The 26,245-nt window shown below is 60.5% G+C and carries 20 protein-coding genes and 1 pseudogene; 9 read left to right on the top strand and 12 right to left on the bottom strand.

Annotated elements, in window-relative coordinates:
- Positions 1–34: 34 nt before the first annotated feature.
- Positions 35–268: a hypothetical protein gene (locus I2G20_RS04310; protein WP_196258456.1), complete on the top strand. Its 234-nt coding sequence runs from the start codon at positions 35–37 to the stop codon at positions 266–268.
- A 662-nt stretch (positions 269–930) separates the two neighbouring features.
- On the opposite strand, the gene I2G20_RS04305 is transcribed toward I2G20_RS04310, so the two are convergent.
- Positions 931–2,100 (bottom strand): abortive infection family protein, encoded by a 1,170-nt coding sequence (locus I2G20_RS04305; RefSeq protein ID WP_196258455.1) that lies wholly within the window; start codon positions 2,098–2,100, stop codon positions 931–933.
- A 104-nt stretch (positions 2,101–2,204) separates the two neighbouring features.
- Entirely contained in the window at positions 2,205–5,897 is a 3,693-nt protein-coding gene (locus I2G20_RS04300; RefSeq protein ID WP_196258454.1) for a vitamin B12-dependent ribonucleotide reductase, read from the bottom strand.
- Positions 5,898–6,481: 584 nt separating this feature from the next.
- On the opposite strand from I2G20_RS04300, the gene I2G20_RS04295 reads away from it, so the two are divergent.
- Both I2G20_RS04295 and I2G20_RS04290 read left to right on the top strand, forming a co-directional pair.
- On the top strand, positions 6,482–6,880 hold the full coding sequence (locus I2G20_RS04295; RefSeq protein WP_425502612.1) for an NADH:ubiquinone oxidoreductase subunit NDUFA12: 399 nt from the start codon (positions 6,482–6,484) through the stop codon (positions 6,878–6,880).
- A gap of 55 nt (positions 6,881–6,935) precedes the next feature.
- Positions 6,936–7,313: a DUF2155 domain-containing protein gene (locus I2G20_RS04290; protein WP_343070303.1), complete on the top strand. Its 378-nt coding sequence runs from the start codon at positions 6,936–6,938 to the stop codon at positions 7,311–7,313.
- A gap of 1 nt (position 7,314) precedes the next feature.
- Here I2G20_RS04290 and aat read toward each other — a convergent pair whose 3' ends face one another.
- The 7 genes and pseudogenes from aat to I2G20_RS04255 all read right to left on the bottom strand — a co-directional run bounded on the left by aat (position 7,315) and on the right by I2G20_RS04255 (position 13,087).
- Entirely contained in the window at positions 7,315–7,947 is a 633-nt protein-coding gene (gene aat / locus I2G20_RS04285) for a leucyl/phenylalanyl-tRNA--protein transferase (protein WP_196258452.1), read from the bottom strand.
- A 134-nt stretch (positions 7,948–8,081) separates the two neighbouring features.
- Positions 8,082–9,428 carry an acetyl-CoA carboxylase biotin carboxylase subunit gene (accC, locus tag I2G20_RS04280; RefSeq protein ID WP_196258451.1) on the bottom strand — a complete coding sequence of 449 codons (1,347 nt, stop codon included), beginning with the start codon at positions 9,426–9,428 and terminating at the stop codon, positions 8,082–8,084.
- Between the two features lie 12 nt (positions 9,429–9,440).
- Entirely contained in the window at positions 9,441–9,932 is a 492-nt protein-coding gene (accB, locus tag I2G20_RS04275; RefSeq protein WP_196258450.1) for an acetyl-CoA carboxylase biotin carboxyl carrier protein, read from the bottom strand.
- A gap of 9 nt (positions 9,933–9,941) precedes the next feature.
- Positions 9,942–10,410 (bottom strand): annotated as a pseudogene (gene aroQ, locus I2G20_RS04270) (type II 3-dehydroquinate dehydratase); the annotation flags it as partial.
- 94 nt (positions 10,411–10,504) lie between these two features.
- On the bottom strand, positions 10,505–10,846 hold the full coding sequence (locus I2G20_RS04265) for a DUF2087 domain-containing protein (RefSeq protein WP_196258448.1): 342 nt from the start codon (positions 10,844–10,846) through the stop codon (positions 10,505–10,507).
- Positions 10,839–11,705 carry a DsbA family protein gene (locus I2G20_RS04260; protein ID WP_196258447.1) on the bottom strand — a complete coding sequence of 289 codons (867 nt, stop codon included), beginning with the start codon at positions 11,703–11,705 and terminating at the stop codon, positions 10,839–10,841. Before I2G20_RS04260 ends, I2G20_RS04265 begins: the two co-directional genes overlap by 8 nt.
- Before the next feature lie 35 nt (positions 11,706–11,740).
- The gene (locus tag I2G20_RS04255; RefSeq protein ID WP_196258446.1) at positions 11,741–13,087 is read right to left on the bottom strand and encodes a M48 family metalloprotease; all 1,347 of its coding nucleotides are present in this window, start codon (positions 13,085–13,087) and stop codon (positions 11,741–11,743) included.
- 181 nt (positions 13,088–13,268) lie between these two features.
- Between I2G20_RS04255 and I2G20_RS04250 the strand changes: the two genes are divergently transcribed.
- Entirely contained in the window at positions 13,269–14,414 is a 1,146-nt protein-coding gene (locus tag I2G20_RS04250; protein ID WP_196258445.1) for a pyridoxal phosphate-dependent aminotransferase, read from the top strand.
- The gene (locus I2G20_RS04245) at positions 14,411–14,917 is read left to right on the top strand and encodes a GNAT family N-acetyltransferase (RefSeq protein WP_196258444.1); all 507 of its coding nucleotides are present in this window, start codon (positions 14,411–14,413) and stop codon (positions 14,915–14,917) included. The genes I2G20_RS04250 and I2G20_RS04245 overlap by 4 nt, the downstream gene beginning before the upstream one ends.
- 249 nt (positions 14,918–15,166) lie before the next feature.
- On the opposite strand, the gene I2G20_RS04240 is transcribed toward I2G20_RS04245, so the two are convergent.
- Positions 15,167–17,701, bottom strand: coding sequence for an Rne/Rng family ribonuclease (locus tag I2G20_RS04240; RefSeq protein WP_196258443.1), 2,535 nt, complete (start codon positions 17,699–17,701; stop codon positions 15,167–15,169).
- A 600-nt stretch (positions 17,702–18,301) separates the two neighbouring features.
- On the opposite strand from I2G20_RS04240, the gene I2G20_RS04235 reads away from it, so the two are divergent.
- From I2G20_RS04235 to prfB, 3 genes are all read left to right on the top strand, one after another.
- Positions 18,302–19,534: an N-acetylmuramoyl-L-alanine amidase gene (locus I2G20_RS04235; protein ID WP_196258442.1), complete on the top strand. Its 1,233-nt coding sequence runs from the start codon at positions 18,302–18,304 to the stop codon at positions 19,532–19,534.
- A gap of 110 nt (positions 19,535–19,644) precedes the next feature.
- Positions 19,645–22,056, top strand: a complete 2,412-nt coding sequence (locus I2G20_RS04230; RefSeq protein ID WP_196258441.1) for a penicillin-binding protein 1A — start codon at positions 19,645–19,647, stop codon at positions 22,054–22,056.
- A gap of 67 nt (positions 22,057–22,123) precedes the next feature.
- Positions 22,124–23,243, top strand: a protein-coding gene (gene prfB, locus I2G20_RS04225) for a peptide chain release factor 2 (protein WP_196258440.1) whose coding sequence is annotated in 2 segments (ribosomal slippage) — positions 22,124–22,192 and positions 22,194–23,243 — 1,119 coding nt in all. Because the reading frame shifts where the segments join, the coding sequence is not laid out codon by codon here.
- Here prfB and I2G20_RS04220 read toward each other — a convergent pair.
- Positions 23,240–23,719, bottom strand: coding sequence for a VOC family protein (locus I2G20_RS04220; RefSeq protein ID WP_196258439.1), 480 nt, complete (start codon positions 23,717–23,719; stop codon positions 23,240–23,242). The two genes, prfB and I2G20_RS04220, sit on opposite strands and share 4 nt — an antisense overlap.
- Positions 23,720–23,905: 186 nt before the next feature.
- Here I2G20_RS04220 and I2G20_RS04215 point away from each other — a divergent pair, with 186 nt between their 5' ends.
- On the top strand, positions 23,906–25,066 hold the full coding sequence (locus tag I2G20_RS04215; RefSeq protein WP_207747533.1) for a winged helix-turn-helix domain-containing protein: 1,161 nt from the start codon (positions 23,906–23,908) through the stop codon (positions 25,064–25,066).
- On the opposite strand, the gene I2G20_RS17450 is transcribed toward I2G20_RS04215, so the two are convergent.
- On the bottom strand, positions 25,063–26,211 hold the full coding sequence (locus tag I2G20_RS17450) for a peptidoglycan DD-metalloendopeptidase family protein (RefSeq protein ID WP_196258437.1): 1,149 nt from the start codon (positions 26,209–26,211) through the stop codon (positions 25,063–25,065). The two genes, I2G20_RS04215 and I2G20_RS17450, sit on opposite strands and share 4 nt — an antisense overlap.
- Between the last annotated feature and the right edge of the window lie 34 nt (positions 26,212–26,245).

Raw genomic sequence — 26,245 nt, 5'->3', positions numbered from 1 at the left:
GCGGGCGGCTGAAACGATTTGAGGAATTGCATTTATGAGCGAGCCGAGTGTGGCAGAGGCCCAGGAGTCCATTTACGCGTCGCTTGCGGCGGGCAATGCGGAGCTCGACACCCATATCGCGAGTTTGAAGCGCGCCCTGGCGCGCGAGGGCGCGAAAGAGGCTGTGTTCGACCCGGCCAAACTGGCCCAGAACAACCGCACGGGGCGGAAGACCATGCAGGCCTATTTCCGCCAGCGCGGGGTCAAGGTGGTGTTCGAGGGGGCTTAGGCCCTCGCGCACCGATACGCCACATGCGGCGCCCGCTGTGGTTCCAGACATTTCAAGACGGCTTGGGGCGATGAACGCTCCGCACTGATATTGTTTTGTATGAAGCGATCATCGCCCCAGGCATCCGGGATTTTAGGCTTATGGCGGCTTCTCGGACTGGGGTTTGTTGGCTTTTTGGTGGGTCGGTTGGTCGAACCGAAAAAGTGGGAGCCACTTTTTCTGCCAACCTCCCGAGTCCCTCCAATCAACCGCTGCCCCTCCGGGTTTCCCCGGTGCGACGTGGGAGAGGCACAGGGGCCGCTATTCTGGCCCCCACACCACACGTTTTATCCACATCCGGCCATCTGTCCGCTTTGGACCTTCCCTGCGGCGACCCGCATGGAACCCGAACCGGACCCGCCCAAACGTTCGTAGCGCTTGCGTCCATCAGCGCGGGTTCGTGAGGGTATTATGGGGGCGTTTGGAGGGGCGGGGATAAAGTGGGGGCCTTGGTGCGGGCTGGCTGGGCGAGACCCGGGTGATTGCTGCGGGTTCAGGCGGGTGTCGCGGGCAAGACCCGCGGGCGACGAGGGAGAGTTTGGCGGAGATGTCGGGCGCCGAATGGAAGGGCGTGAGGGCAACGCCATTCATGCCGATCGCACTACCGCAATTTAATGCGGGGCCTATTTCTTGGCTTCATCTTGGCGTGCTCGCCAGGTTGCAACTAGAAATGTTGCCATTGTTCCCGCCAAATTCACCGCGAGTTCCGCGTGTCGTCCGGCCGGACGAGCACGTTTCGGCCCGGCGCTGTGCGCGTCGCCAAGTTTAGATCGCAATGAACCTAACAGTTCAACAATCTGCTGGCAGCTTCCTAGAAGCTGTTTAAATGACTGCTCGGTATGATCATCCGGGGCCAGACGAAGGATTTTTGCCAACTTTCGATAGAGAGATGGAAGATCATCTTTGTCTTGGTAGGTTTCTTTGGCTTCGTGAATGATCCATTTGCATACGTCCTCAAGTAGAGTACGTGCCAATGTTATTGCTCCCTCAGGATCGCCGCTACGGCGGTTGCGAGCGGCTTCCCAGCGTGCCCACACTTGGTCAGGATTAAATGTCAGTAGGACGGCAGCGATATCTGCATCCGACGGAGCTCCGGTAGCCATTTGAGCGACTTCATAGACCGGGCTACCTGACATCAGTCTTTTGAGCTTAAGTTCAAACCCATCGTGCCTGAGGTATTCATTTATTTGTGAAACCAAGACTGACTGACGCTCGGGATTTTGTGCAATGGGGTCGGTAACTTCGTGAAGAAATCGAAAGAATTGGCGCTGCGAACACGTAAGTATGCCGAGATGTTCCAGAAGCTCTTGAGATGTCCAATCGTCGTTACGAACGGTGTGACGAAAAATCTCGTCTTCAAGGTTGTTTTCTGCATAGCCGCTGCCCACGAATGGCGACGGCATGTCGGCAATTGGCCAGACTCTCCGCACAAATTCAAACTGATCGATTTCTGTAACTAGGCTTTCTCCATTGAAGAGCGCGATAATACGTCTGCGGGTTAGTTCAGAAACATGATTCCGATCGAAATCCTCAATTTTTGCAACCAACTCCGCAACCTTGAATGCATCGGACTCCTCTAAAAATAGACGCGCTGCGTCGAGAACTTTGTCTGAGCGCAATGCTTGAAGGCGACGAAAAGCGTATCGGTATTTGCTATTGAATGCCTCGCTTTGCTCGCCCTCGCTTAAGCCCACTCGTTCACATAAGTCAGGTACTTCGTAAGCCTTATAATCAGCAATGGCGCTCGCCAGAGCGGATCGCAGTTGCCCAATCAATTGACCTTTTTCGTTCATTTGAGAATTTTTACCGTGCCGAAGCGGTCATGTTGTTTCTATTTTGTTCTAAAATAGATTAGACCCGATAGCCATTGGCCACCGGGTCCACTCATTTTGAGTATTCAACTACACCCAGTCGTCGATCCGCACGTGTCACATTTCAAACACGTCCCGTTCCGCACCAGCGTGAAGTTCTGGCACTCGGAACACGCTTCCCCGACATAGCCCTTCATCTGGGCTTCGAGGCGGAGGGTGTTGGCGTCTTTGGTGGCGGCGGCTTTGATGTCCTCGAGAGGCGGCAGTTCGACTTGCGGGGCTTCCTGGCGGTCCTGTTTGAGGGCCGTCACCGCCGTGGTCTGCATGGCCTTGACCGGGTTGGGCAGGTTGAGGTCCGAGGATGAGACCAGCATCAGGTTCTTGTCCTTGACTCGTCCGCGCGTCATGCCGCGCGAGACGAAGCGTTCGGCAGAGACCGGGGTGGGGGCGGAGCGGTCCTTGATGGCGTTGTCTTCGGCCACGCCCTTGCCGATCGAGGTGGCGCCGCTGTCGGGCGTCACATGGGCGAGGTCGGTGCGATCGAGATAGGAAATGGCCAGCTCGCGGAACACGTAATCGAGGATCGATGTGGCGTTCTTGATCTGGTCGTTGCCCATGACGAGCCCGGCAGGCTCGAAGCGGGTGAAGGTGAAGGCCTCCACATATTCATCGAGCGGCACGCCATATTGCAGGCCGAGCGAGATGGCGATGGCGAAATTGTTCATCATGGCGCGGAAGGCGGCGCCTTCCTTGTGCATGTCGATGAAGATCTCGCCAAGGCGGCCATCGTCGTATTCGCCGGTGCGCAGATAGACCTTGTGTCCGCCGACAATCGCCTTCTGGGTGTAACCCTTGCGGCGCGAGGGGAGCTTTTCGCGTTCGTGCGCGGCGACCTTCTCGATGATGCGCTCGACGATCTTTTCGGCAACCGCGGGCACGCGCTCGGCGGCGGGCAGCGCGGCGAGTTCGGCCACGTCGTCCTCATCCTCGTCGTCATCGGCAAGGATGGAGGCGTTGAGCGGCTGGGAGAGCTTGCTGCCATCGCGGTAGAGCGCGTTGGCCTTGAGCGCCAGCTTCCAGGAGAGCATGTAGCTTTCCTTGCAGTCCTCGACGGTCGCATCGTTGGGCATGTTGATGGTCTTGCTGATCGCGCCCGAAATGAAGGGCTGGGCCGCCGCCATCATGCGGATGTGGCTCTCGACCGAGAGATAACGCTTGCCGATCTTGCCGCAGGGGGTGGCGCAATCGAAGACGGGCAGGTGCTCGTCCTTGAGGAAGGGCGCGCCTTCCAGCGTCATCGCACCGCAAACATGGATGTTTGCCGCTTCGATGTCCTTTTTCGAGAAGCCAAGGAAGGGCAGAAGCTCGAAAGTGGGGTCTGCAAGCTGCTCGTCGGTGACGCCGAGGGATTTGAGGAAATCGGCGCCAAGCGTCCACTGGTTGAAGACGAACTTGATGTCGAAGGCCGATTTCATGCCAGCATTCAGCGCGTCGATCTTGTCCTGCGGGATGCCCTTGGCGGCAAGCGTGGCCGGGTTGATGGCTGGGGCCTGGTTCATGTTGCCATGACCCACGGCATAGGCCTCGATCTCTGCGATCTGGTCTTCCGAATAGCCGAGCGTCCTGAGGGCTTCGGGGACGGCGCGGTTGATGATCTTGAAGTAGCCGCCACCGGCGAGCTTCTTGAACTTGACCAGCGCGAAATCGGGTTCGATGCCGGTGGTGTCGCAATCCATCACGAGGCCAATGGTGCCCGTGGGGGCGATCACCGAGACCTGCGCATTGCGGTAGCCGTGCTTTTCGCCCAGTTCGAGCGCCTTGTCCCAAGCGGCCTTGGCGGCAGAGAGCAGATCGGCGTCGATTGCGGCGCTGTGGTCGAGCGGGACGGGAGCGATGGAAACGCCATCATAGCCGGCCGCATTGCCATAGGCGGCGTTGCGATGATTGCGGATGACGCGCAGCATGTGTTTTGCGTTGCGCTTGTAATCCTTGAAGGCGCCGAGTTCGGAGGCGATTTCCGCCGAGGTGGCATAGGAAATGCCCGAGAGGATCGCGGTCAGCGCACCCGCGATGGCGCGGCCTTCGTCGCTGTCATAGGGGATGCCCGAGGTCATCAGCAGGCCGCCGATGTTGGCGTAGCCGAGGCCCAGCGTACGGTAGAGATAGGAGCGTTCGGCAATGGCGCGCGAGGGGAACTGCGCCATCATCACCGAGACTTCGAGGACAAGGGTCCAGAGCCGGACGGTGTGCTCATAACCAGCGATGTCGAACTTGCCGTCCCTGGCCCTGAAGGGCAGGAGGTTGATCGAGGCGAGGTTACAGGCCGTGTCATCGAGGAACATATATTCCGAGCACGGGTTCGATGCGTTGATCGGGCCGGCTTCGGGGCAGGTGTGCCAATCGTTGACCGTGGTGTGGTACTGGATGCCGGGATCGGCGCAGGCCCATGCGGCGTAACCCACCGATTCCCAAAGGTCGCGGGCCTTGAGGGTCTTGGTGATCTTGCCCGACTGGCGCGAGACCAGGTCCCAATCGCCGTCATTTTCGACCGCCTCGAGGAAGGCGTCGGTGACGCGCACCGAGTTGTTCGAGTTCTGGCCCGAAACGGTGAGATAGGCTTCGCTGTCCCAATCGGTGTCGTAAACGGGAAACTCGATATCGGTGTAGCCCTGCTTGGCGAACTGGATGACGCGGAAGATGTAGTTTTCCGGGACCAGCGCCTTCTTGGCGGCCTTGATCTCGCGTTTCAGAGCCGGGTTCTTGTTGGGATCGAAGCAATCGTCGCCCGGCCCCTCGCAGTTGACCGCCGCCTTCATGACGAGCTTGAGATGCCTGGAGACGACCTTGGAGCCGGTTACCAGCGCGGCGACCTTCTGCTCTTCCTTGACCTTCCAGTTGATATATTCCTCGATATCGGGGTGATCGATATTGACCACCACCATCTTGGCGGCGCGGCGGGTGGTGCCGCCCGATTTGATGGCGCCCGCGGCGCGGTCGCCAATCTTCAAAAAGCTCATCAGTCCCGAGGACTTGCCGCCGCCCGAGAGCCGTTCGCCAGAGCCACGCAGGGCCGAGAAGTTGGAGCCGGTGCCGGAGCCGTATTTGAAGAGGCGCGCCTCACGGACCCAGAGGTCCATGATGCCGTTTTCGTTCACAAGGTCATCGTCGACGGACTGGATGAAGCACGCATGGGGCTGGGGATGCTCGTATGCGGACTTGGACTGCACCAGCTTGTGGGTGAAGGGATCGACATAAAAATGGCCCTGGCCGGGGCCGTCGATGCCGTAAGCCCAATGGAGCCCGGTGTTGAACCATTGCGGGGAGTTCGGCGCGCAACGCTGGGTGGCGAGCATGTAGCAAAGCTCGTCAAAGAAAGCGCGTGCATCTTCTTCGGAGGAGAAATAGCCGCCCTTCCAACCCCAATAGGTCCAGGTGCCGGCGAGGCGATTGAAGACCTGGCGGGAATCGGTTTCCGAGCCGTAACGCTCGTCTTCGGGGAGTTTGGCGAGGGCTTTTTCGTCGGGCACCGAGCGCCAGAGCCACGAGGGGACATCGTTCTCTTCGACGCGTTTCAAAACCCTGGCGACACCCGCCTTGCGGAAATATTTCTGGGCGATGATGTCGGCCGCAACCTGGCTCCAGGTCGCGGGCACGGCGATGTCCTCGAGCCGGAACACCACAGACCCATCAGGGTTGCGGATTTCGCTCGTCGCGCTCTTGAATTCGATTCCGGCATAGGCGTCTTTGCCTGCCGAAGTAAATCGCCGCTCTATATGCATTGGCGTGTAGTTCCCCAAACTTTGCCGCCCTGATGGCCCTGCGGGCCTTCGATAGGACGATCGTTCTTGTGTCGATTGCGTGACAGGCGAACTGCCTGTTGCAGACGACTTTTTTGCGATTCTGGCACAAGGTCAATCGAGGGAAATCGACTATCCCTTGTGCTCATTCTGTATGCTAAACCTAAATATAGTGTATCCGGCTGTGGATAGCGAGGAAAATGGGGACAACGGATCACCCGGTTAACGCGGGTGTGCCAAGGGCGGCTTCGGCAAGGGTTAATAAAGTCTTGTTTGCGGATCGCGGGCTAAGTGCCCGTCACCACAAGAGTCTTGAAATCGACGTACCGGGACTCAGGAAGGCCGAATGACTGTCAAGGGCGATTTTTTCGGGCTCGATGCACTTTTTTCGTGTGTGCGTATCCAGCAGGTGGCAACCGGTCTGACAAGAATGTGTGCTGGACGCACAAATGCGCCCGGCGGGCGGTCATTTGCGGGCTTCCAATAAATGCATCAAACCGTCTAGGCTCAACCGGGCCGGTATGTTACATGCCGGGCACTCAACGTTGTGCATGAAGGTAACGGACGTGGCTAAAGGCGGCATCGGACAAATCATCTTCGAGCTCTTCGGCTGGTGGCACGGCCAGACGCTTTCCACGCGGCTCTTTACATCCCTGCGCGGGATCAGGGTCGGCGAAGACGAAGCGGGCAACGTCTATTACACCGACAAGGCGCGCAAGCGCCGCTGGGTGATCTATAACGGCCCGGCGGAAGCCTCCGCGATCCCGCCCGGCTGGCATGGTTGGATGCACTACCGCACCGATGTGCCCCCGAGCGAAACCGAATATCGCCCGCATGAGTGGGAAGCGCCGCATCAGCCCAATCTCACCGGAACGGCCGCTGCATACCGGCCGCATGGCTCGATCCTGACGCCAGAGTCGCGCCCGCGCGTGACCGGGGATTACGACGCCTGGTCGCCGGAATAAGGCCGCAATCCCGGTGGCCAATCGGGGCATGAGGACTTGCCTGCTCGCGCTCTCCATGTCCGTCGCCGCATGTCTGGGGGCCGGCGCAGCGTTCGCACAGCCGATTTCCAATTCCGTTGCGGTTTTCACCGGCCTCGACAAGATCACCGGCCGCATAACGGTTTTCGACGTCTATATCGATGAGACGGTGCAGTTCGGCTCGCTACAACTCACGCCGCGCGTCTGCTATTCGCGTCCGACAACCGAGGCCCAGAACGTAGCCGCCTTTGTCGAGGTCGATCAGGTTTCGCTCCGCGCCACCATGCGACGCATATTTTCGGGCTGGATGTTTGCCGAAAGCCCGGCGCTCAATGCCATCGACGATGCGGTCTACGACATCTGGCTCGTCGATTGCAAACAGAGTTCGGATATCCCGCCACCCGACCAGCGATAGATCATCGCTCTCCCAAGGCATAAAAATCGGCATCGAGCGCCAACGCATCCGACAGCATCGCTTCATACTCTGCCCGAGGGACTTCGATGCCGCCCAGTGAGGCCAGGTGGGGCGTGAGAAACTGCGTATCAAGGAGTGCGAAGCCACCGGCGTTCAGCCGCTCCACGAGGTGGGCGAGGGCAATCTTGGACGCATCCGTCCGCCGATGGAACATCGATTCGCCGAAAAAGGCGCCGCCTATGGCGAGGCCGTAAAGACCGCCGATCAGCTCATCGCCGTCGTAGACCTCGACCGTATGGCAATAGCCCATAGCGAACAACTGTCTGTAGAGATCAATGATCGTCGCGTTGATCCAGGTCGAATCCCGCTCCGTTCCTGCGGTCGCGCAACCCTTCATCGTCGCCGGAAAATCCCGGTCCACGTGAATGGAATAGGGATGGGTTCTCAACGTCTTGGCTAGACTTCTTGAAACCTTGAGTCCGTCCAGGGGCAGGATTCCGCGCATTTGCGGGCTGACCCAGAAGATATCGGGATCGTCCGCGCTTTCGGACATGGGAAAGATGCCTGCCCTGTAGGCGCGCAGGATCAGCTCGGGCGTCAGGTCGATCTCAAATGGATCGTCGCTCGTGCGCATGGCAGGTCTCAAGCCTCTCCGCGCTTCGTTGATGCTCGAATGTGCTCTCGCCCGGGTTTTCACCTTCCGGAGCGGTCCTACCGTCCGGGAGAGCGGTTCAAATAATGAAACGGCCCTTGTCGGGCCGCTTCAGGTTATTGCTTGTTGGCCTCGAGATATTTCTCGAGCCAGTGAATGTCGTAATTGCCGGCCTGGATATCGGGCTCGTTAATGAGCCGACGGAACAGCGGGAGCGTGGTCTTGACGCCGTCGACGATGAATTCATCGAGCGCACGGCGTAGACGCTGAAGACATTCGGGTCGCGTCCGGCCATGCACGATCAGCTTGCCGATGAGCGAGTCGTAATAGGGGGGGATGTTATAGCCCTGATAAACAGCCGAATCGACCCGCACACCCACGCCACCGGCGGGATGGTAATAGGTGATCTTGCCAGGCGAGGGGGCGAAGGTCTGCGGATCCTCGGCATTGATGCGGACTTCGATGGCATGGCCGAAATATTCTACATCATCCTGCTTGAGTGAGAGCTTTTCGCCAGCGGCGACGCGAATCTGCTCATAGACGATGTCGAAATTGGTGATGCGCTCGGATACGGGATGCTCCACCTGCAGACGCGTGTTCATCTCGATGAAATAGAACTCGTCGTTCTCGTAGAGGAACTCGATCGTCCCGGCACCGGAGTATTTGAGCTTGCGCATTGCCGCCGCGCAGATCTCGCCGATGCTGGCCTGCTGGTCCATCGGCACAGTTGGCGCGAGGGCTTCTTCCCACACCTTCTGGTGGCGGCGCTGGAGCGAGCAGTCGCGCGTGCCGAGATGGACGGCATTGCCCTGACCGTCGCCAATAACCTGCACTTCGATGTGGCGTGGTTTGCCCAGATATTTTTCCATATAAACCGCATCGTCGCCGAATGCCGCCTTGGCTTCGGTGCGCGCCGTCGAAAAGGCCACGGAAAGCTCGGCCTCGGTTTTGGCGACCTTCATGCCGCGCCCGCCACCGCCGGCGGCGGCCTTGATGAGCACGGGATAGCCGATTTCCCTGGCGGTCTCCTTGGCCTGTGCTTCGCTGGTCACCGCTCCGGCCGATCCCGGCACGCAAGGAATGCCGAGTTCGAGCGCGGTCTTCTTGGCCTGAATCTTGTCGCCCATGATTTCGATATGATGGGCGGACGGGCCGATGAAGGCGATCTTGTGTTCTTCGAGAATGCGGGCAAATCGCGCGTTTTCGGAGAGAAAGCCGTAGCCCGGATGCACTGCGTCCGCGCCGGTGATCTGGCATGCGGCAAGGATCGAGGGGATGTTTAGGTAGGAGTCCTTGGCCGCGTTAGGGCCCACGCAAACGCTTTCGTCGGCAAGGCGGACATGCATGGCGTTGGCATCGGCCAGAGAATGGATAGCGACTGTCTGGATGCCCAGTTCCTTGCAGGCGCGCAGGATGCGCAGGGCGATCTCGCCGCGATTGGCAATGAGGACTTTGGAGAACATTGACAATTCTCCTTACTCGATCACGACGAGGGGCTCACCGTATTCAACCGGCGACGCGTCCTCGACGAGGATGCGGGTCACGGTGCCCGCGCGATGCGCCGGAATCTGGTTCATGGTCTTCATGGCTTCAACGATCAGTACCGTCTGGCCTTCCGTAACCTTCGAACCGACTTCGATGAACGGCTTGGCGCCAGGTTCTGCTGCGAGATAGGCAGTGCCGACCATCGGGGAGGTGAGGGTGGCCGGGTTGGAGGCGAGGTCCTCTGCAGATGCCGCCGGAACCGGAGTGGCGGCAGGCGCCGCGACAGGGGCGGCCGGTGCGGCGGGCATTGCAGGAGCGGCATAACTGGGGGCTGCGACCTGTACCACTTCCTTGGCGAACGTCCGCGTTACGCGGATGCGGAAATCGTCCTGTTCGAGCTCGATTTCAGCCAGATTTGCCTCATTAACCAGCTCTGCGATGGTACGAATGAGGTCCTGATCGACCTGAGAGATTTTTGCCATTGTTATCGTTGCTCCACGCCCCGCTTGCCCGGGGACTTTCTCACTTCAGGATTTCGGCGACGGCCTCGACGGCCAGTTTATACCCGGTCGGGCCGAGCCCGCAAATCACGCCTGTCGCCACGCTCGATATGTAGGAGTGGTGACGGAAGGGCTCGCGCTGGTGAATATTGGAAAGGTGCACCTCGACCACTGGCTTATCCACCGCGCGCAACGCATCGTGGATCGCCACCGAGGTGTGCGAGTAGGCGGCCGGATTGATTATGATCGCGTCCGCCGTCTTGCGGGCCGACTGGATCCAGTCCACCAGCTCGCCCTCGTGATTGGACTGGCGGAAATCGCAGGACAGCTCGTAGCTCTCGCAGGCCGTGCGGCACAGCGCCTCGATCTCGGCCAGTGTCATGCCGCCATAGATACTCTTCTCCCGTGAACCCAGGAGATTGAGGTTCGGTCCATTGAGGATCAATACGCGCTTGGCCATGATCTAAGGGTTTTCCAACACCGCCATTTTCGGTGCAAGCCCGGTTATACGAAATGCACGGAAAACGCAAAGGAGATCGGGCGAGGCGGATATTTCAATCGTTGCGGTTTTCGATGCGAGCAGCCAGCACCTCGGCATCGGAGGGCATGTCGCGGGCCACCCGGCGATAGATGCGGCCGTCGGGCGTGCGGCGCAGGAGGTCGAAATCAACCAGTTCTCGCCGGATCAGGACGTAGTCCTCGAAATCGTGCCAATTGCGCAGCATGGCGTTGATTTCCAGTTCTTCGAGCTGGCCATCACCAGGCAGTTGCGACCAGATAATCCAGAGCGCCAGTTCCTGATCGGCGCGGCGCGAGGGCCAGCGCTGCAGACGCCCGGCACTATCGAAGCATCGAGCGACCCGGTCGATGCGCCTGGCCTGCGCCTTGTCAACCATCCAGCCCGCACTCGGTTGTACCGCACTCGCGCATGTTGGCGATGCGACGGGAAAGCTCAGTTTTGTTGACTGCGCCCGGAATGACTTCGTCCCCGATGATGAAAGTGGGGGTTCCTGAAATGCCCAGGGCTTGCGCGACGGCATAATTGCGCTGGATCACCGCGGTCACGTCGTCATTGTTCATGTCGAGTTCCAGCATTACCCGGCTCATTCCGAGGCTTTCGGCGGCAGTGAGCGCCGTCTCGCCGGTGATTGCGCCGCGGGACGAGAAAAGGGCGGTGTGGAAATCGGCATAGTCGATATCGGCCCGGTTGACGAGAACCCCCACGCGCGCGGCGTCGACTGAACCCTGGGAGAGAATGGGGAATTCCTTGAGGATGATGCGCAGGTCGGGATCCTCGTCGATCAGGGCTATGAGATCGGGAACGACCTGGCGGCAGTAGCCGCAGTTGTAATCGAACATTTCAACCAGCGTGACGTCGCCTTCGGGATTGCCGAGCACGATATTGGCAGGATCGGAATAAATATCCTCCGTCAATGCGGCAAGTGCGACGCGGGCGCGTTCCTGCTCCTCGGCCCTTCGGCCCGATTCGAGCGCGGTCGACATCTGCTCGAGCAGGCGCGGGTTATCGAGAAGGTAGGTTTCGATCGCCGCGTTGAGATCGGCGGTATCCATCGGCAGGGCCACGGCCTGGGCAGGTGCTTGTGCTGCAAGACGTTCGGCGACCGCGGCGTCGACGAGCGCGCGGATTTCATCCTCGCCCGGTCCGGGGGTGGGCCGCAACAGCACACCGGCGACGAGGCCGGCGCAAATGGCAGCAACGGCGGCGGACACGGCGAGGTTTGTGAGGTTCTGCATCGACAACTCCGAATCGTCCCGATCGTCAGGCGGGCTCATTGCATGCCGAGGATATCACCCGCGCGCAACCATTCGGGTGAGCCTTGGGTCAATTGTTGTTGAGCCTGCCGCGCAAGCCCGCGTGCGGTTGGCAACTCCCTGCGGGCAATCGCCGCTTCCGCAGCAGCGAGCGTGGCATGACCGGGCTGGCCCAGGCCGTTATAGGCCTGCGACATGACCGTGAACAACCGCACGTTGAGCGGTTCGGCGGCCTGCGATCGCTTGAGTTGCAGCACCGCTTCGTTGAGATTGGCCGCGCCGCCCGCAGCGACCAGCGCCTGGGCGTAAAGAATACGGATGAGCGGCTGGTCCGGCGCGAGATCGACCGCGCGCTTGAGAGGGGCTATTGCCTGCGCGGGTTGGCCCAGCTCGAACAGCATCTGCCCATAGAGTTCGTGCAGGAAGGGATTTGAGGGCTGTTCGGAGATCAGTGTGGGCATGATCTGCACCGCACTCACACCGCCGCCGGCCCGGTACGCAGCGATTGCGCGAGCATAGCGCGCGGCCAGCGAGCGGTCGGAGTTGGGATATGCATTGGCGGTGACGGTATTGGGCTCGAGAAAGCCGATGATCTTGGCCTTGGCCATGGCCAGCGCGCGTACGTCGGCGGCGCTGTCCGCGGCGCCCCAATGCGCACTCTGGCGGGCCTGGGATTCGACCTGGTTGAGCCGGTCCTGCGCCAGGGGATGCGTGGACATGTAGTTCTGTGCGCCGGCGCGCTGCACCTGGCTTTCGAGCAGCAGACGCAAGGTGTCGACGAGGCCCCGGGGGGACTGTCCGGTGCGCTCGAGCAGCCGCAGGGCGGCGGCGTCCGCTGCGCTTTCCTCCGATTGCCGGTAGGCCATCAGCGAATTATGGGCCGCAGCGGACGAGGCCATGAGAAAGGCCGAAGCCATTTGGGACACTTCGCCCGCAGCACTCGTGCCTGCGGATGCGGCAACCGCGCCGACGCCCAGGATCATCGAGAGCACCTGCAACTGACCGCGCAGGTTCATCTGTTCGCGCAGGCGCGCGATGTGCCCGCCGGCGAGATGGCCGATCTCATGGGCCAGAATGGCCTTGAGCGCGCCAGGCGTTTCCACGTCCAGAATTGTGCCGTGGTTGATGTAGATATTCCCGTCCTCGGTCACAAAGGCATTGAAACGTCGATCGTTGACGATCACGATACGCGGATCGCGCGCGAACCCTGCGGCCCGGAAGAGCGGGGTGGCGAATGCGGCGACCATGGCTTCGATTTCAGCGTCGCGAATGATACGGATGGATTGGGCGTAGGCGGGGGCCACACTGCTCGCGGCAATACCGAACGCGACCAAAAACGCAGCGATCCTCATTTGCCAAGCCATCGAGTCCCCCACTGATTTCGCTAATTCTGGATATTATGGAATAAAATTCTAGAATTATATGTAGACATGGCAATTCATGCTACTTATTACACCAATATTGGAAAGCGATGGTGGCTATCACCCTGATCCGCCGCATGCCTTGCCTTCCGTTGGTGCAGTCGGACACAAGTTGGACCATTTAATGACCTTTGCCGCAATAGAGCCGTTTTATGCGATGGAGATCCTGGGCCGGGCGCAGGCGCTCGAAGCCGAGGGCAGGGACATCTGTCATCTCGAACTCGGCGAGCCGGGCGGTGCGCCGGCCGCGCGCGTGCTCGATGCGGTCCGGGCCTGTCTCGGGCGACCGATGGGGTATACCTCCGCAAAGGGCAACCCGGCGTTGCGTGAACGGCTGGCGCGCTATTATGAGGACCAGCACGGTGTCGCGGTCGATCCGGCCAATATCGTCGTGACGATGGGATCGTCGAGCGGCTTTGTTCTGACCTTTCTCTCAGCCTTTGCGCCCGGCGCGCGGATCGCCGTTACGCGGCCGGGATATCCGGCCTATCTCAACATTCTCGCTGCGCTCAACATGCGTGTTACCGAAATTCCGCTCAGCGCCGCGAGGGGATGGAAGCCTGCCGTTGCCGATATCGAGGCCGCCCATGCGCAGGCGCCGTTCGAGGGCCTATTGCTTGCCAGCCCGGCCAACCCCACGGGAGCCGTGCTGAACGAGGAGGAACTTGCCGACATCGTCGCGTGTTGCGACCGGCTTGGGGTGCGGTTCATATCTGACGAGATCTATCATGGCCTCAACTATTCAGGCCGCGATGTCAGCGCGCTCGAAACGAGCAAGAACCACGTCGTCATCAACAGCTTCTCAAAATACTATTGCATGACCGGCTGGCGGATAGGTTGGCTTGTGATGCCGGATGACGTCATCCGCCGTGCCGAGATGATGGCGCAGAGTCTGTTCATTTCCGCTTCCAGCGTATCGCAGACCGCGGCGCTTGCCGCGTTGGACGAACGGGTCGAATACGACAAGCGTCGTGACGACTATGCGGCGAGCCGCCTGCTTCTGGCCGAGGGGTTGAAGCGGCTCGGTTTCGGCGCGGCAGAACCGGCGGAGGGGGCGTTTTACGCTTATGTTGACGCATCGGCCTTCACTAACGACACGATGGATTTCTGCATCCGCCTGCTCGATGACGCGGGGGTTGCCGCAACGCCGGGGGCCGATTTCGATCGTGTCGGAGGCGGCATTTATGTACGATTTTCCTATGCCGGCACGCGCCGAAGCGTCGAGGAAGGGCTTAGGCGCATGGAGCAGTATTTGAGAGCGGGAGCATGAGGCGGGAAATTCCGGTGCTGCAGACCGAACGGCTGGTTCTTCGTCCGCCCAAGATCGAGGATTTCCCCGCATATGCTGCGCTCATGGCCTCGCCGCGCGCCAGTGGGATGGGTGGTCCATTCGACCTGCGCGGGGCATGGGGCCTCTTCTGCCACGACGTTGCACTGTGGCCGCTTTACGGACATGGAGCGCTGATGATCGAGCTTGCCGCAACGGGCACGTGTGTAGGGCAGGTGGGAATCAATCACGGGCCGCTGTTTCCCGAAAAGGAACTGGGCTGGCTGTTGTACGAGGGCTTTGAAGGTTCCGGCTATGCGAGCGAAGCGGCAGAGACGTTGCGGGATTGGGCTTTTGCCGAAGCGGGGATCGAAACACTGGTGAGCTATATGGACCGCAACAATAGACGGTCTGCGGCTGTGGCCGAACGGCTCGGAGGGTGGATCGATGCACTGGCACCGCGCACGGATCCCGACGATCTGGTTTATCGGTATACCAGGTCCTGATCGAAAAACGCCCCCGGGATCAGCCGGGGCGCTTGCATTTGAGACCTTAGTTGCCCAATCCCAGCCTCTGCTGCCTTTTCCTTTGCCTTCACCGGCTCACCAAGGCTTCAAGCCCGAGCCTTTTTTCCAGTGATAGGTGAGCGCCGCTTGTTGAAATCATACGAAACCTTGCATGATGCGCACAGGCAAATCCTGCTGAAGTGGGAGACAACTAAAAAGGGCGGCCCGAAGGCCGCCCCTGAAACTTGCCTAACTTAATCCCAGCCGCCGCTGCCACCAACCAGCTCTCTTGGGCTTTTCCGCTTCACCTTCCGGCTCCGCTGTCGAGGAGACAACGATCTCGTCGGCGGGGACGGCCTTTTTGCGCGAGCGCACGGGCGCTTGCTCCGCCGGTTCTTCTGCCGGGGAGGCAGATTCCGGCTCGCTTGCGGGCTCGGCGACCGCAGTTTCGGCCTTCTTTTTGCGGGGAGCGCGGGTCTTTTTGACCGGCTTTTCCTCGGTTTGGGCGACCGGTTCTTCGGCGACGGCTTCGCTGACGGCCTCGGCTGCCTCTTCCTTCGCCTTTGCCGACTTGCGCGGGCGGCGAGCCTTTTTGGGCTTTTCTTCCGCCTCGGTTACCGGGGCGGCGTCGGCGGCAGGCGCCTCCTCGATTTCCTCCTGGCTGCGGCCTTCGACAGCGTCCATCGCGAGGGCTTCCGCTGACGCACCCTCGTTGGCCATGTCCATACCGTCCTGGCCGCGCTTGTTGCGACGCCCACCACGGCGGCCGCGTCGGCGGCGCTTGCGCGGCTGGTCGTCATCGTCCTCTGCGGCGGCCTGCGGGCCCGGCTCCTCTTCGGTGTCGCCGCTTTCGGCATCGGGCGCTGCAATTTCAGTGGCGCCAATCGCGCCATTACCCGCAACGCGCCCGCGCCGCCGCCGACGACGGCGCTTGCCATCGCGCTGAGGCTGCGCGGCTTCTTCGAATTCCTCTTCACTTTCCTCGGCCGATTCTTCGACCTCGACTTCGACCTCGGGCTCGTCATAGTCCTCGATCGTCGCGGAATCGGCGCGGATGTGCTGAACGGCTGCAGCCGAAACCGGCGCACGCGTCTCGCCGCGTTCGATGTTGAACTGGGCGCCGACAAGCCCGGACTGAGCCGAAATGGTGATCGAAAGCCCGTATTTGGCTTCGAGCGCCAAGAGCGTTTCGCGCTTGGTGTTGAGGATGTAGAGCGCGACATCTGCAGGCATGTTGACGTTGATCGATTGACCCGGTTTGCGCAGCACGTGATCCTCGATCGCGCGCATGACCATCAGAGCAACCGAGGAAACGGAGCGCACCAGCCCGGTACCCGCGCAGGTCGGACAGACGTGGGTCGAGCTCTCGAGAACGCCGAAGCGCATCCGCTGGCGGCTCATCTCCATGAGCCCGAAATGGCTGATATGGCCAACCTGAATGCGTGCGCGGTCGTTCTTGAGGCAATCCTTGAGCTTCTTTTCCACCGAACGGTTGTTGCGGCGCTCTTCCATGTCGATGAAATCGATGACGATCAGCCCTGCCAGGTCGCGCAGGCGAAGCTGCCGGGCAATTTCCTCGGCGGCCTCGAGGTTCGTCTGGAGCGCGGTATCCTCGATATTGTGCTCGCGGGTAGCGCGGCCCGAGTTCACGTCGATCGAAACGAGCGCTTCGGTGGGGTTGATGACGATGTAGCCGCCGGAGGGGAGGGTCACCTGCGGGTGGAACATGGAGTCGAGTTGCGTTTCTATATTGAAACGCGAGAAAATCGGTGCATCGTCCTTATATGCCTGCACATTCTTGGTGTGCGACGGCATGATCATGCGCATGAAATCCTTGGCTTCGCGATAGGCTGCATCGCCAGCGACGAGAACTTCGTTGATGTCCTTGTTGTAGAGATCGCGGATCGTGCGCTTGATCAGGCTGCCTTCCTCGTAAACGAGGCAAGGGGCGGTCGATTCGAGCGTCAGGGTGCGGACGTTTTCCCACAGGCGCATGAGGTATTCGAAGTCACGCTTGACCTCGGCCTTGGTCCGCGAGGCGCCGGCCGTGCGCAGGATCACGCCCATGCCCTTGGGGACTTCGAGTTCGTGGGCGATTTCCTTCAACCGCTTGCGATCCGCCGCGCTGGTGATCTTGCGCGAAATGCCACCGCCGCGCGCGGTGTTGGGCATAAGGACCGAATAGCGTCCTGCCAGCGAGAGATAAGTGGTAAGAGCGGCACCTTTGTTGCCACGCTCTTCCTTGACGACCTGCACCAAAAGCACCTGGCGGCGTTTGATGACTTCCTGGATCTTGTATTTACGCTGGCTGCGGCGCGGACGTTCCTGAAGATCCTCGAGGGCGTCGCCTTCGCCGATCTGTTCGACCTTTACCTTCTCGCCCTTGGGCGCGTCGAGTTCGTCGCCGGCATCGCCGTTCTCCTCGTCGGTACCCTCGACCTCGTCAGTTTCGGTGTCGGAGTCGACCTCGTCGAGCGCGGCTTCTTCTTCCTCTGCCTCTTCTTCGGCCTTCATGAGGGCTTCGCGGTCGGCGACGGGGATCTGGTAGTAGTCGGGATGGATTTCGGAAAAGGCAAGGAAACCGTGACGGTTACCGCCGTATTCGACGAACGCAGCCTGCAATGAGGGCTCCACCCGCGTCACTTTCGCCAGGTAGATATTTCCCCTTAATTGCCGCCGTTCGGCGGATTCGAAATCGAATTCCTCAAGTTTGTTGCCGCTAGTGACGACAATCCGCGTTTCTTCCGGGTGGGTGGCATCCACCAGCATTCTTTTTGTAGGCATTTATGAAAACTCCGCGCGCTCGCGCGCCGATGCCGCGTCCATCGTGACGATGGGCGCCGGCGCCATGCGAGGCGTATGTCAGGTGAGGGAGGACGCTTGCCGCGTCCGGGGATGTTGGGGTTTCGGTCGAGGGGGCATAGAGCAGCGGGCTACGGCACATCAAATCTGCGATGTCGCAAGTTGCCAGCAAATAGCCCATTCGACCTCATCCTCAGAGCCGCAAAGGGACAAAGTATGCCCGATACCGCTCAAACTCATGCTGCGCGGTACTGCCTGAAAAGCGAGTGTACTTCCGCGCAACCGGTACATCCGATGCCGAATGTACCTTCGGCCCGTGAGGGCCTTTATCCTTCAGGGCGCTATCGGCTCGCGCGATTGGGAGAAGTTGCCGCCGTCCTTGGAGTGGCCGACTTGAGGCAACGGCTTCGCCGCAAACGATATTCTCGCCCAATTACAGTCCTTACGGGTGTTCCCGCCGATTGGCAATAGCCAATGTCCGGCAGGACGACCAAGCCCACATGGGTGCTGAAAGCCGGTTATGCAAGCCAGCCCTCAAATCGCCCAAGAATCACATAAGGTGCGCGGCAAATGGAGTTCTCTATGAATCTTACGCCGCTGCGGGCCCTGTTTCTCGCGTTCTCGATCATTGCCGGATCTGTCTGGACCGGTCACGCGCAGGATGCCGTAGAGGCTGCCGGCGACGAGGCGCTGCCCGCCGTTCTCGACTCGCGGGTAACCTCGACGCCGTCGCGTGCGCGCCTGGTTCTCGATATAACCAATCCCACCGAGTTTGGTGTCTATACGCTGGCGAATCCGAACCGTCTGGTGGTCGAGTTGCGGGCGCAATCGACATCGACCGAAGGTCAGGTGGCAGGCGAGGGGCTCGTATCGGACTACCGCGTCGACCCTGCCGGGCCCGAGCGCGTGAGGGCCGAACTGGCGTTGGCCGAGCCGGCGCGGGTGCAGCAGTCCTATATCCTGGAGGCCTTCGAGGATCAGCCGGCCCGCCTGGTTATCGACCTCATTCCAGACAGCCCGGAAAACTTCGCTGCCAATGTCCGCGTCCTGGAGACTCCTGGAGCGGTAGAAGAACCCGCCGTGGCGGTGCTCGATGGCGAGGAGACCGCGCCTGGAGAAACCACCTCCGCCGAGCCGGCGGTCAAACCTCTGGTGGTCATCGATCCCGGACACGGCGGTGTCGATGGCGGGGCACGGTCATTCTCCGGGCTCGAGGAAAAGCACATCGTTCTGGCCTTTGCACTGAAATTGCAGAGCCTTCTCGTTGAGACCGGCAAGTTCGACGTGGCACTGACGCGTGAAACCGACACGTTCCTCACGCTGATCGACCGGGTGGCGTTGGCGCGGACGAACCAAGCGGATCTCTTTATTTCCCTTCATGCGGATTCGTTCGACCAGGAAGACGTGCGCGGCGCGAGCATCTATACGCGGGGCGATATCGTGCTGAGTTCGCTCGACAGGATACTCGCGGAAAACGAGAGCAGGGTAGAACTGGTCGCCAGCTTCAACCCGCCCGACGATCCGGCCGTGGTCGACGTGCTCGTCGATTTTCTTGGGCGCGAAACGCGTCGCCAATCCTATCTGGCCGCCCGCGCGCTTATCGAACAACTCGAGCCTTCGGTTCAGCTCCGGCGTTTCCCGCTGCGTCAGGCGGATTTTTTCGTGCTCAACGCGCCGGAGGTGCCATCGGTGCTGATCGAGTTGGGTTTTCTTTCGAATTCAGACGATAGGGCCAATCTCACCACCGAAGCGTGGTTGGACCGCGTTGCGGCGGCGCTGGCGCGAGGGGTGGCGATCTATTTCGAGGAGAGATAGGCCACGCTCATCACGAATTCGCCGTATCCGTCCACAATTTGGGCCTCGTCTGGTAGTTATGATTCGATGCAGGCGGCGCGCGGTCGCGTGCCCCGGAAAAATAGTGGAACATGTTTCGTCTTTTAGGCTGGCTCTTCGGTTTTGGCGTGTTCTTCGGGCTCACAGGGCTCGTAGGCGTAGGCCTATATGTCTACATTGCCACGCAAGACCTGCCTGACTATACGGTCCTCAAGGACTATCAGCCTCCCGTCACCACTCGGGTTCATGCGGCCGACGGTACGCTGTTGGCCGAATTTGCGCGTGAACGGCGGCTGTTCCAGCCGATCGAAACGATACCGCCTCATGTGATCGCGGCGTTTCTCTCCGCCGAGGACAAGGACTTTTTCTCGCATTTCGGCATCGACATTCCCGGCGTCGTCCGCGCGGCGCGCGACAATATCGAGCAGATCGCGACCGGGCGTGGTGGCAACCTCGTGGGGGCATCCACGATTACCCAACAGGTCGCCAAGAACTTTCTCCTTACCTCCGAGCAGACATGGGACCGCAAGATCAAGGAAGCCCTGCTTGCGCTGAGGATCGAGAATACCTTTTCCAAGGACAAGATACTTGAGCTCTACCTCAACGAGATTTTCCTGGGCCTCAATTCCTATGGTGTTGCCGCAGCGGCGCTCAATTATTTCGATAAGGCGCTTTATGAGTTGAGCTATTCGGAGGCGGCCTATCTTGCCGCCTTGCCGAAAGGGCCATCGCTTTATCACCCGTTCCGGAACCCGCGGGCCGCCATCGAGCGGCGGAACTGGGTTCTCGATCGAATGGCGGAGAATGGCTACATAAGCTTTGCCGAAGCGGCGACTTACAAGGCCGAGAATCTCAACGTCATACCGCGTCGCGGCGGCTCGCAGCTTTATTCGGCCGAATACTTCACCGAAGAGGTGCGGCGCCAACTGGGCTCGTTCTATGGTGAGGACCAGCTCTATGGCGGCGGCATGTCGGTGCGTACCTCGCTCGACCCGCGCCTGCAGGCCCTGGCGCGAAAGGCGCTGATGGACGGGCTCGTTCGCTTCGATCAGGCGCGGGGGTTCCGTAGCGCCGTGGCGACCATCGAGACAGAAGGCGACTGGGGTCTGCACCTGTCTCAGATCATACCGCTGCGCGACGTGCCGGAATGGCAGCTTGCGGTCGTATTGCGCATGGAAAACAACCTCGCCCATATCGGCCTAAGACCGGCCATCGATATCGATGGACGAGTCGAATCGGCCCGCATCGAAGCGCAGCTGCCTGGCGCTGAGGTGGGATGGGTCAATCGGCCATTGGGTCAGGTCTTGAATGTGGGCGACGTCGTCTATGTCGAGCCGGTTGAAGGCAAGGTAGGCATCTACACCTTGCGGCAGGTTCCCGAAATCGAAGGTGGGCTGGTTGCGATGGATCCACGCACGGGCCGGGTTCTTGCGATGGTCGGCGGATTTTCTTTCGCCGAGAGCCAGTTCAATCGCGCGACGCAGGCCATGCGGCAGCCGGGGTCCTCGTTCAAGCCTTTCGTTTATGCGGCTGCGCTCGACAACGGATATACGCCGGCGTCTGTGGTGCTCGATGCACCGCTGGAAATCGTCAATGCGGATGGTTCGGTCTGGCGTCCCGAGAACTACGCGCAGCGGTTCTATGGTCCCCAAACACTGCGTCGGGGCATCGAGCTCTCTCGGAACGTCATGACAGTGCGCCTTGCCAAGGACCTGGGAATGCCAATGATCGCGGAATATGCGCGCCTGTTCGGCATTTACGACAACATGATGCCTGTGCTCGCCATGGCCCTGGGCTCGGGGGAGACGACGGTGCTGCGCCTCACGGCCGCGTATGCGACGATCGCCAACGGTGGCCGCAAGATCACACCGACTCTCATCGATCGCATACAGGACCGCTACGGGCATACGGTCTACCGCCATGACGAGCGCATCTGCGACGGGTGTTCGCAAGCCGAGTGGGTGGGGCAGGGCGAACCTTACATCATCGATAATCGTGCCCAGGTTCTCGACCCGATGACCGCCTACCAGATTACGTCAATGATGGAAGGTGTTGTGCTGCGAGGCACAGGAAGCGCCGTTCGCCGCGTCGATCGCCCTGTCGCAGGTAAGACCGGCACAACCAATGACTACAAGGACGCCTGGTTCGTGGGTTTCACGCCAGAACTCGCCGTTGGGGTTTATGTGGGCTACGACATCCCGCGCTCGATGGGCCGGTCCTCGACCGGTGGCGAACTGGCGGCACCGATCTTTGCGGACTTCGTGGAAGCCGCATTGCGCGGCGAACCGGCCACCCCTTTCAACATGCCAGCCGGGATGCGTCTCGAATGGATTGACCCTGCCACCGGCGTCGCCTCCGCGGGCGGCGGCGTGCGGGAAGCGTTCAAACCGGGGACCGGAGCAAATTCCATCACCTCGGTGATCGGGGTCAACTCGGCAGCCTTCGACAACATCCAGAATCCCAATACGCAAGGGTTCCTCACGGGGACCGGGGGGCTCTGGTAGGCTGTTGATTGCCGGGGGCTTTTGCTTTAGGCACCTGCCGAAACCCTCACGCTTCAAGGGATAGCTCATGCGCGCGGAAACGCAGAAGACAGTCGATCAAATCAAGCAGGCCATAAGCCTGCTGAGGAGGCATCTTTGACTGGGATACGGCCCAGCGAAGACTAGACGCCCTCAACGCCCGCTCCGAATCGGGCGACCTCTGGAACGATCCTGAAGCCGCCCAGCAGGTGATGCGCGAGCGCCAGTCGCTCGAAGCTGCAATCGACAGCGTCAAGATGCTCGAATCGGGGATCTCGGACAATGTGGAACTGATCGAACTCGGCGAGGCCGAGGGCGACGCCGAGATTGTCGCGGACGCCGAAGCTGCGCTCGCCACGCTGCGGGAAACGGCCGCGCGGATGCGGGTTGAAACCCTGCTATCGGGCGAGGCCGATGGCAACGATTGCTACCTCGAAGTCCATGCAGGTGCCGGCGGTACCGAAAGCCAGGATTGGGCGCAGATGCTTTTCCGCATGTACACGCGCTGGGCTGAGCGGCGCGGGTTCAAGGTCGAAACTTACGAGTACACAGCGGGCGAAGAAGCGGGCATCAAAGGCGCGACCATTCTCATCAAGGGCCACAACGCCTATGGCTGGCTCAAGACCGAAAGCGGCGTGCATCGCCTCGTGCGCATTTCGCCATATGACAGCCAGGCGCGTCGTCATACGAGTTTTTCGAGCGTATGGGTTTATCCCGTGATCGACGAGTCGATCGATATCGAAGTCAACGAATCCGATGTACGCATCGATACCTATCGAGCCTCAGGCGCCGGTGGGCAGCATGTCAATACGACGGATTCTGCTGTCCGTATCACGCATATTCCCACCGGAATCGTCGTTCAGTGCCAGAACGAGCGCAGCCAGCACAAGAATCGGGCGCAAGCATGGGACATGCTGCGCGCCCGCCTCTATGAACTCGAACTGCAAAAACGGGAGGAAGCGGCGAACGCAGAAGCGGCTTCCAAAACGGAAATCGGCTGGGGACACCAGATTCGCTCCTACGTTTTGCAGCCCTATCAACTCGTCAAGGACCTGCGCACGCAGGTTGAAAGCACCGCGCCCTCGGACGTGCTCGACGGCGATCTCGACAAGTTCATGGAAGCTTCCCTCGCACAGCGCGTCGGAGCGGAAACGGGCGAGGAGGCTTAGGGCTGCAGACCGTTCTCGAGTGACATTTGCACATACGCCATTCGCGCGGCCCATTCCGGATCGGTCCAGCGCCGGTTCATTTCTTCCTCGCTCACGTCCTCGATGCGGGTCTGTATCCAGTAGATATTGCCGTAGGCGTCCCTGACGCGGCCAACACGATCGCCGAACGCAAGATGGGTGACGCGCGTGACTGGCATCGCTCCCGCAGCAACGGCCCGATTGAATACTTTCTCTGCGTCCTCAACGTAGAGCCTAAGGAAGGCCGGCATTTTTGGCCAATCCGGCATGTCGAACATCATCACGATCGCGTCGCCGATTCGCATCTCGGCGTGGCCGATCACGCCGTCCTCATCGGCCAGCCGTGACAGTTCTTCTGCGCCGAACGCGCGGTTCAGAAAGTCCATGAGCCCCGCAGTATCCTGGCTGATGATCCATGGGGTCACGTCGGTATAACCTTGCGGCTTGTATTCTCTCACTTTTCACTCTCCTTTGTTTGACAAACCGATAAATGCACAGCGCTGCTGACAATGCGTGTCAGTAGCTGCCGGCAATCGACCTGCTGGGATCGCAGCCGCCGTTTTCAGGATGGCAGACGGTATTGCTTACGGGCGAGAACATAAGTAGAACAAAGGTATGCAGAGGGATTTCCAATGATTCCGGAGTTGAGACGTCTCGCAATTGCGAGCCAGGGCCTCGTTCCGCAACCGCCGTTCGGGGACGGGTTGGAGGGGACGCGCAGAGCCATCGAGCATCTGGGCTATGTGCAGATCGATACGCTGGCGGTTGTCGAGCGTGCGCATCACCATGTCTTGTGGTGCCGGGTGCCGGGCTATGCGTCCACTCACCTCAATGCGCTCATCGGGGAGCGTCAGATCTTTGAATACTGGTTCCACGCCGCATCCTATCTTCCGACGCGCGATTATCGCTTCGCACTGCCGCAGATGCAGGCGATCCGGAAGGGCGAGCACCCTTATTTCTCCGATGTGGACAAGCGCCTGATGAAGGAGATCTTGGCCCGCGTGCGCGCCGAAGGGCCGTTGGGCGTGCGCGATGTCGAGACGGATAAAAACGGCAAGGGCAGCTGGTGGAACTGGGGGCCGGGCCGGAAGGCGCTCGACAAGCTGTTCATGCAGGGCGACCTGATGATCTGCGCGCGGAATGGCATGGAGAAAACCTATGACCTCGCCGAGCGCTGCCTTCCGGACGGTCTCGATTTACGAGCGCCGAGCCTTCCCGAATACGCCGCCTATCTGTTCGATACGATGCGCAGGGCGCACGGCGTTTTCACATGGAAGCAGCTTGTGCATCTCAAGAAAGGGAAGCCGCTACGCGACGCGATGCGCGAAGTTCTCGAGGATCGTGTCGCGGCTGGCGTGGTGCAGCCGGTCAATGGCGCCGGGGCGGGAGCCTATGTGGATGTCGAAGCCCTGGAGCGGTCGGCGGATATCGAGGGCCGGGTGCGGGTGCTTTCGCCTTTCGACAATCTGGTCATTCACCGCGACCGATTGAGCGCACTGTTCGGTTTCGACTATCGTATCGAATGCTATGTGCCTGCACCAAAACGCCAGTTCGGCTATTTCTGCCTGCCGGTTCTCTACGGCGACAGGTTCGTCGCCCGCATAGATTGCAAAGCGCACCGGGCCGAGAAACGCTTCGAGGTCTTGAGCTTCCATCTCGAAGAGGGGCCGCTGGACCTCGAGCAGTTCTTTCCGGCATTTCGCGATGCGTTACAGAGATTTGCCGACTACAATATGTGCCCACATCTCGATGACCGCGCAGTTGCCAAGGTCCGTAAGAGTCTGGCTGGACGCAGGCGCGCCTAGAGGAACTTGGCTAACGCCCTGCCGGCGGCGAGAAAACGCGCCGGGTCGATTGCAGTGTCGTTCCGACGCACTTCGAAATGAAGGTGCGGGCCAGTCGAACGTCCAGTCGAGCCGGCGAGCCCGATCCGCTCCCCGCCAGTAATCACCTGGCCCTCGTGCACGCCAATGGAACTCATATGCGCATAGCGCGTCACGAGGCCGTTGCCGTGGTCTATGTCGACCATCTTGCCGTAACCGCCATTGGGGCCGGCATGAATCACTGTACCGCTGGCAGCGGCAAGGATCGGGGTTCCCGTCGGCGCCCGGAAATCTATGCCGGCGTGGAAGGCGGTACGCTTGAGGAAGGGATCCATGCGGTTGCCGAAGCCGGAGCTGATCGTCATGCCCCCGGTGATTGGACGCCTCACCGGTGCAACCCCAAGCGCCTGCCGCGCCGAATGGAATTGGGCCAGAGCCGTTGCCACCGCGTTTGCCTCTTCGACGATCGAAAGTTCCCCCGAGCCGCTCGCCGGGATGAATGGCCCGCCCACTCCCGAAGATTGGGGAAGCGCGGGCCGAATGCCAAGTGTCTGAAGCTCCCCGACGATTTCCTGGGTCGAGAGAGCCGCGGCATCAGCCAGGGAGGCCAAAGTGAGGCGGGTTTCTTCCTGCATAGCGATGAGATTCTGAGCTAGTGCAGCGGTGCTGCCGACTTCACCGGGTGCTGGGTCACCCGCCGCACCCGTCAAGGTATCGGCACCGACGGTGGCTTCGCCGCTGCGCGAGGCGATGCCCATTTCGCGAGCCATGTCGGCCAAAGCGCGAACATATTCGTGCTGTTCCGCAAGGATTTCCTGTTGTTGCACGAGTTCGTGCATCTGAAGGTTCATGTCGCCCATCTGCGCGTACTGGCGCGAATGGAGCCGGTCGACCTCCAGCCGGAGCTGCACGATACGCTGCTCATAAGCGGTGAGGATGGCCGAGTTGTCCTCGCGCAGAAGACTGCTGATTTCGGGGGCGTAGTAGAGAGCGATTCCGGTCACCGCATTGGTGCCGAGCAAAATTGCAAAGATCAGATAAAAAAGTGCATTGGACAGGCGCGGTTTTTGCGGCGCACCCTTGGCCGTTCCGCGGCCAAATCCGATCTGCGCATCTCCAGACGGCACGCGACGCTTCCCCAGAACTCAACAAACGATGAAA

Source organism: Pelagibacterium limicola, assembly GCF_015694405.1.
In the GTDB taxonomy this organism is placed as follows: domain Bacteria; phylum Pseudomonadota; class Alphaproteobacteria; order Rhizobiales; family Devosiaceae; genus Pelagibacterium; species Pelagibacterium limicola.
This window is presented reverse-complemented; position numbering and strand designations above follow the sequence as displayed.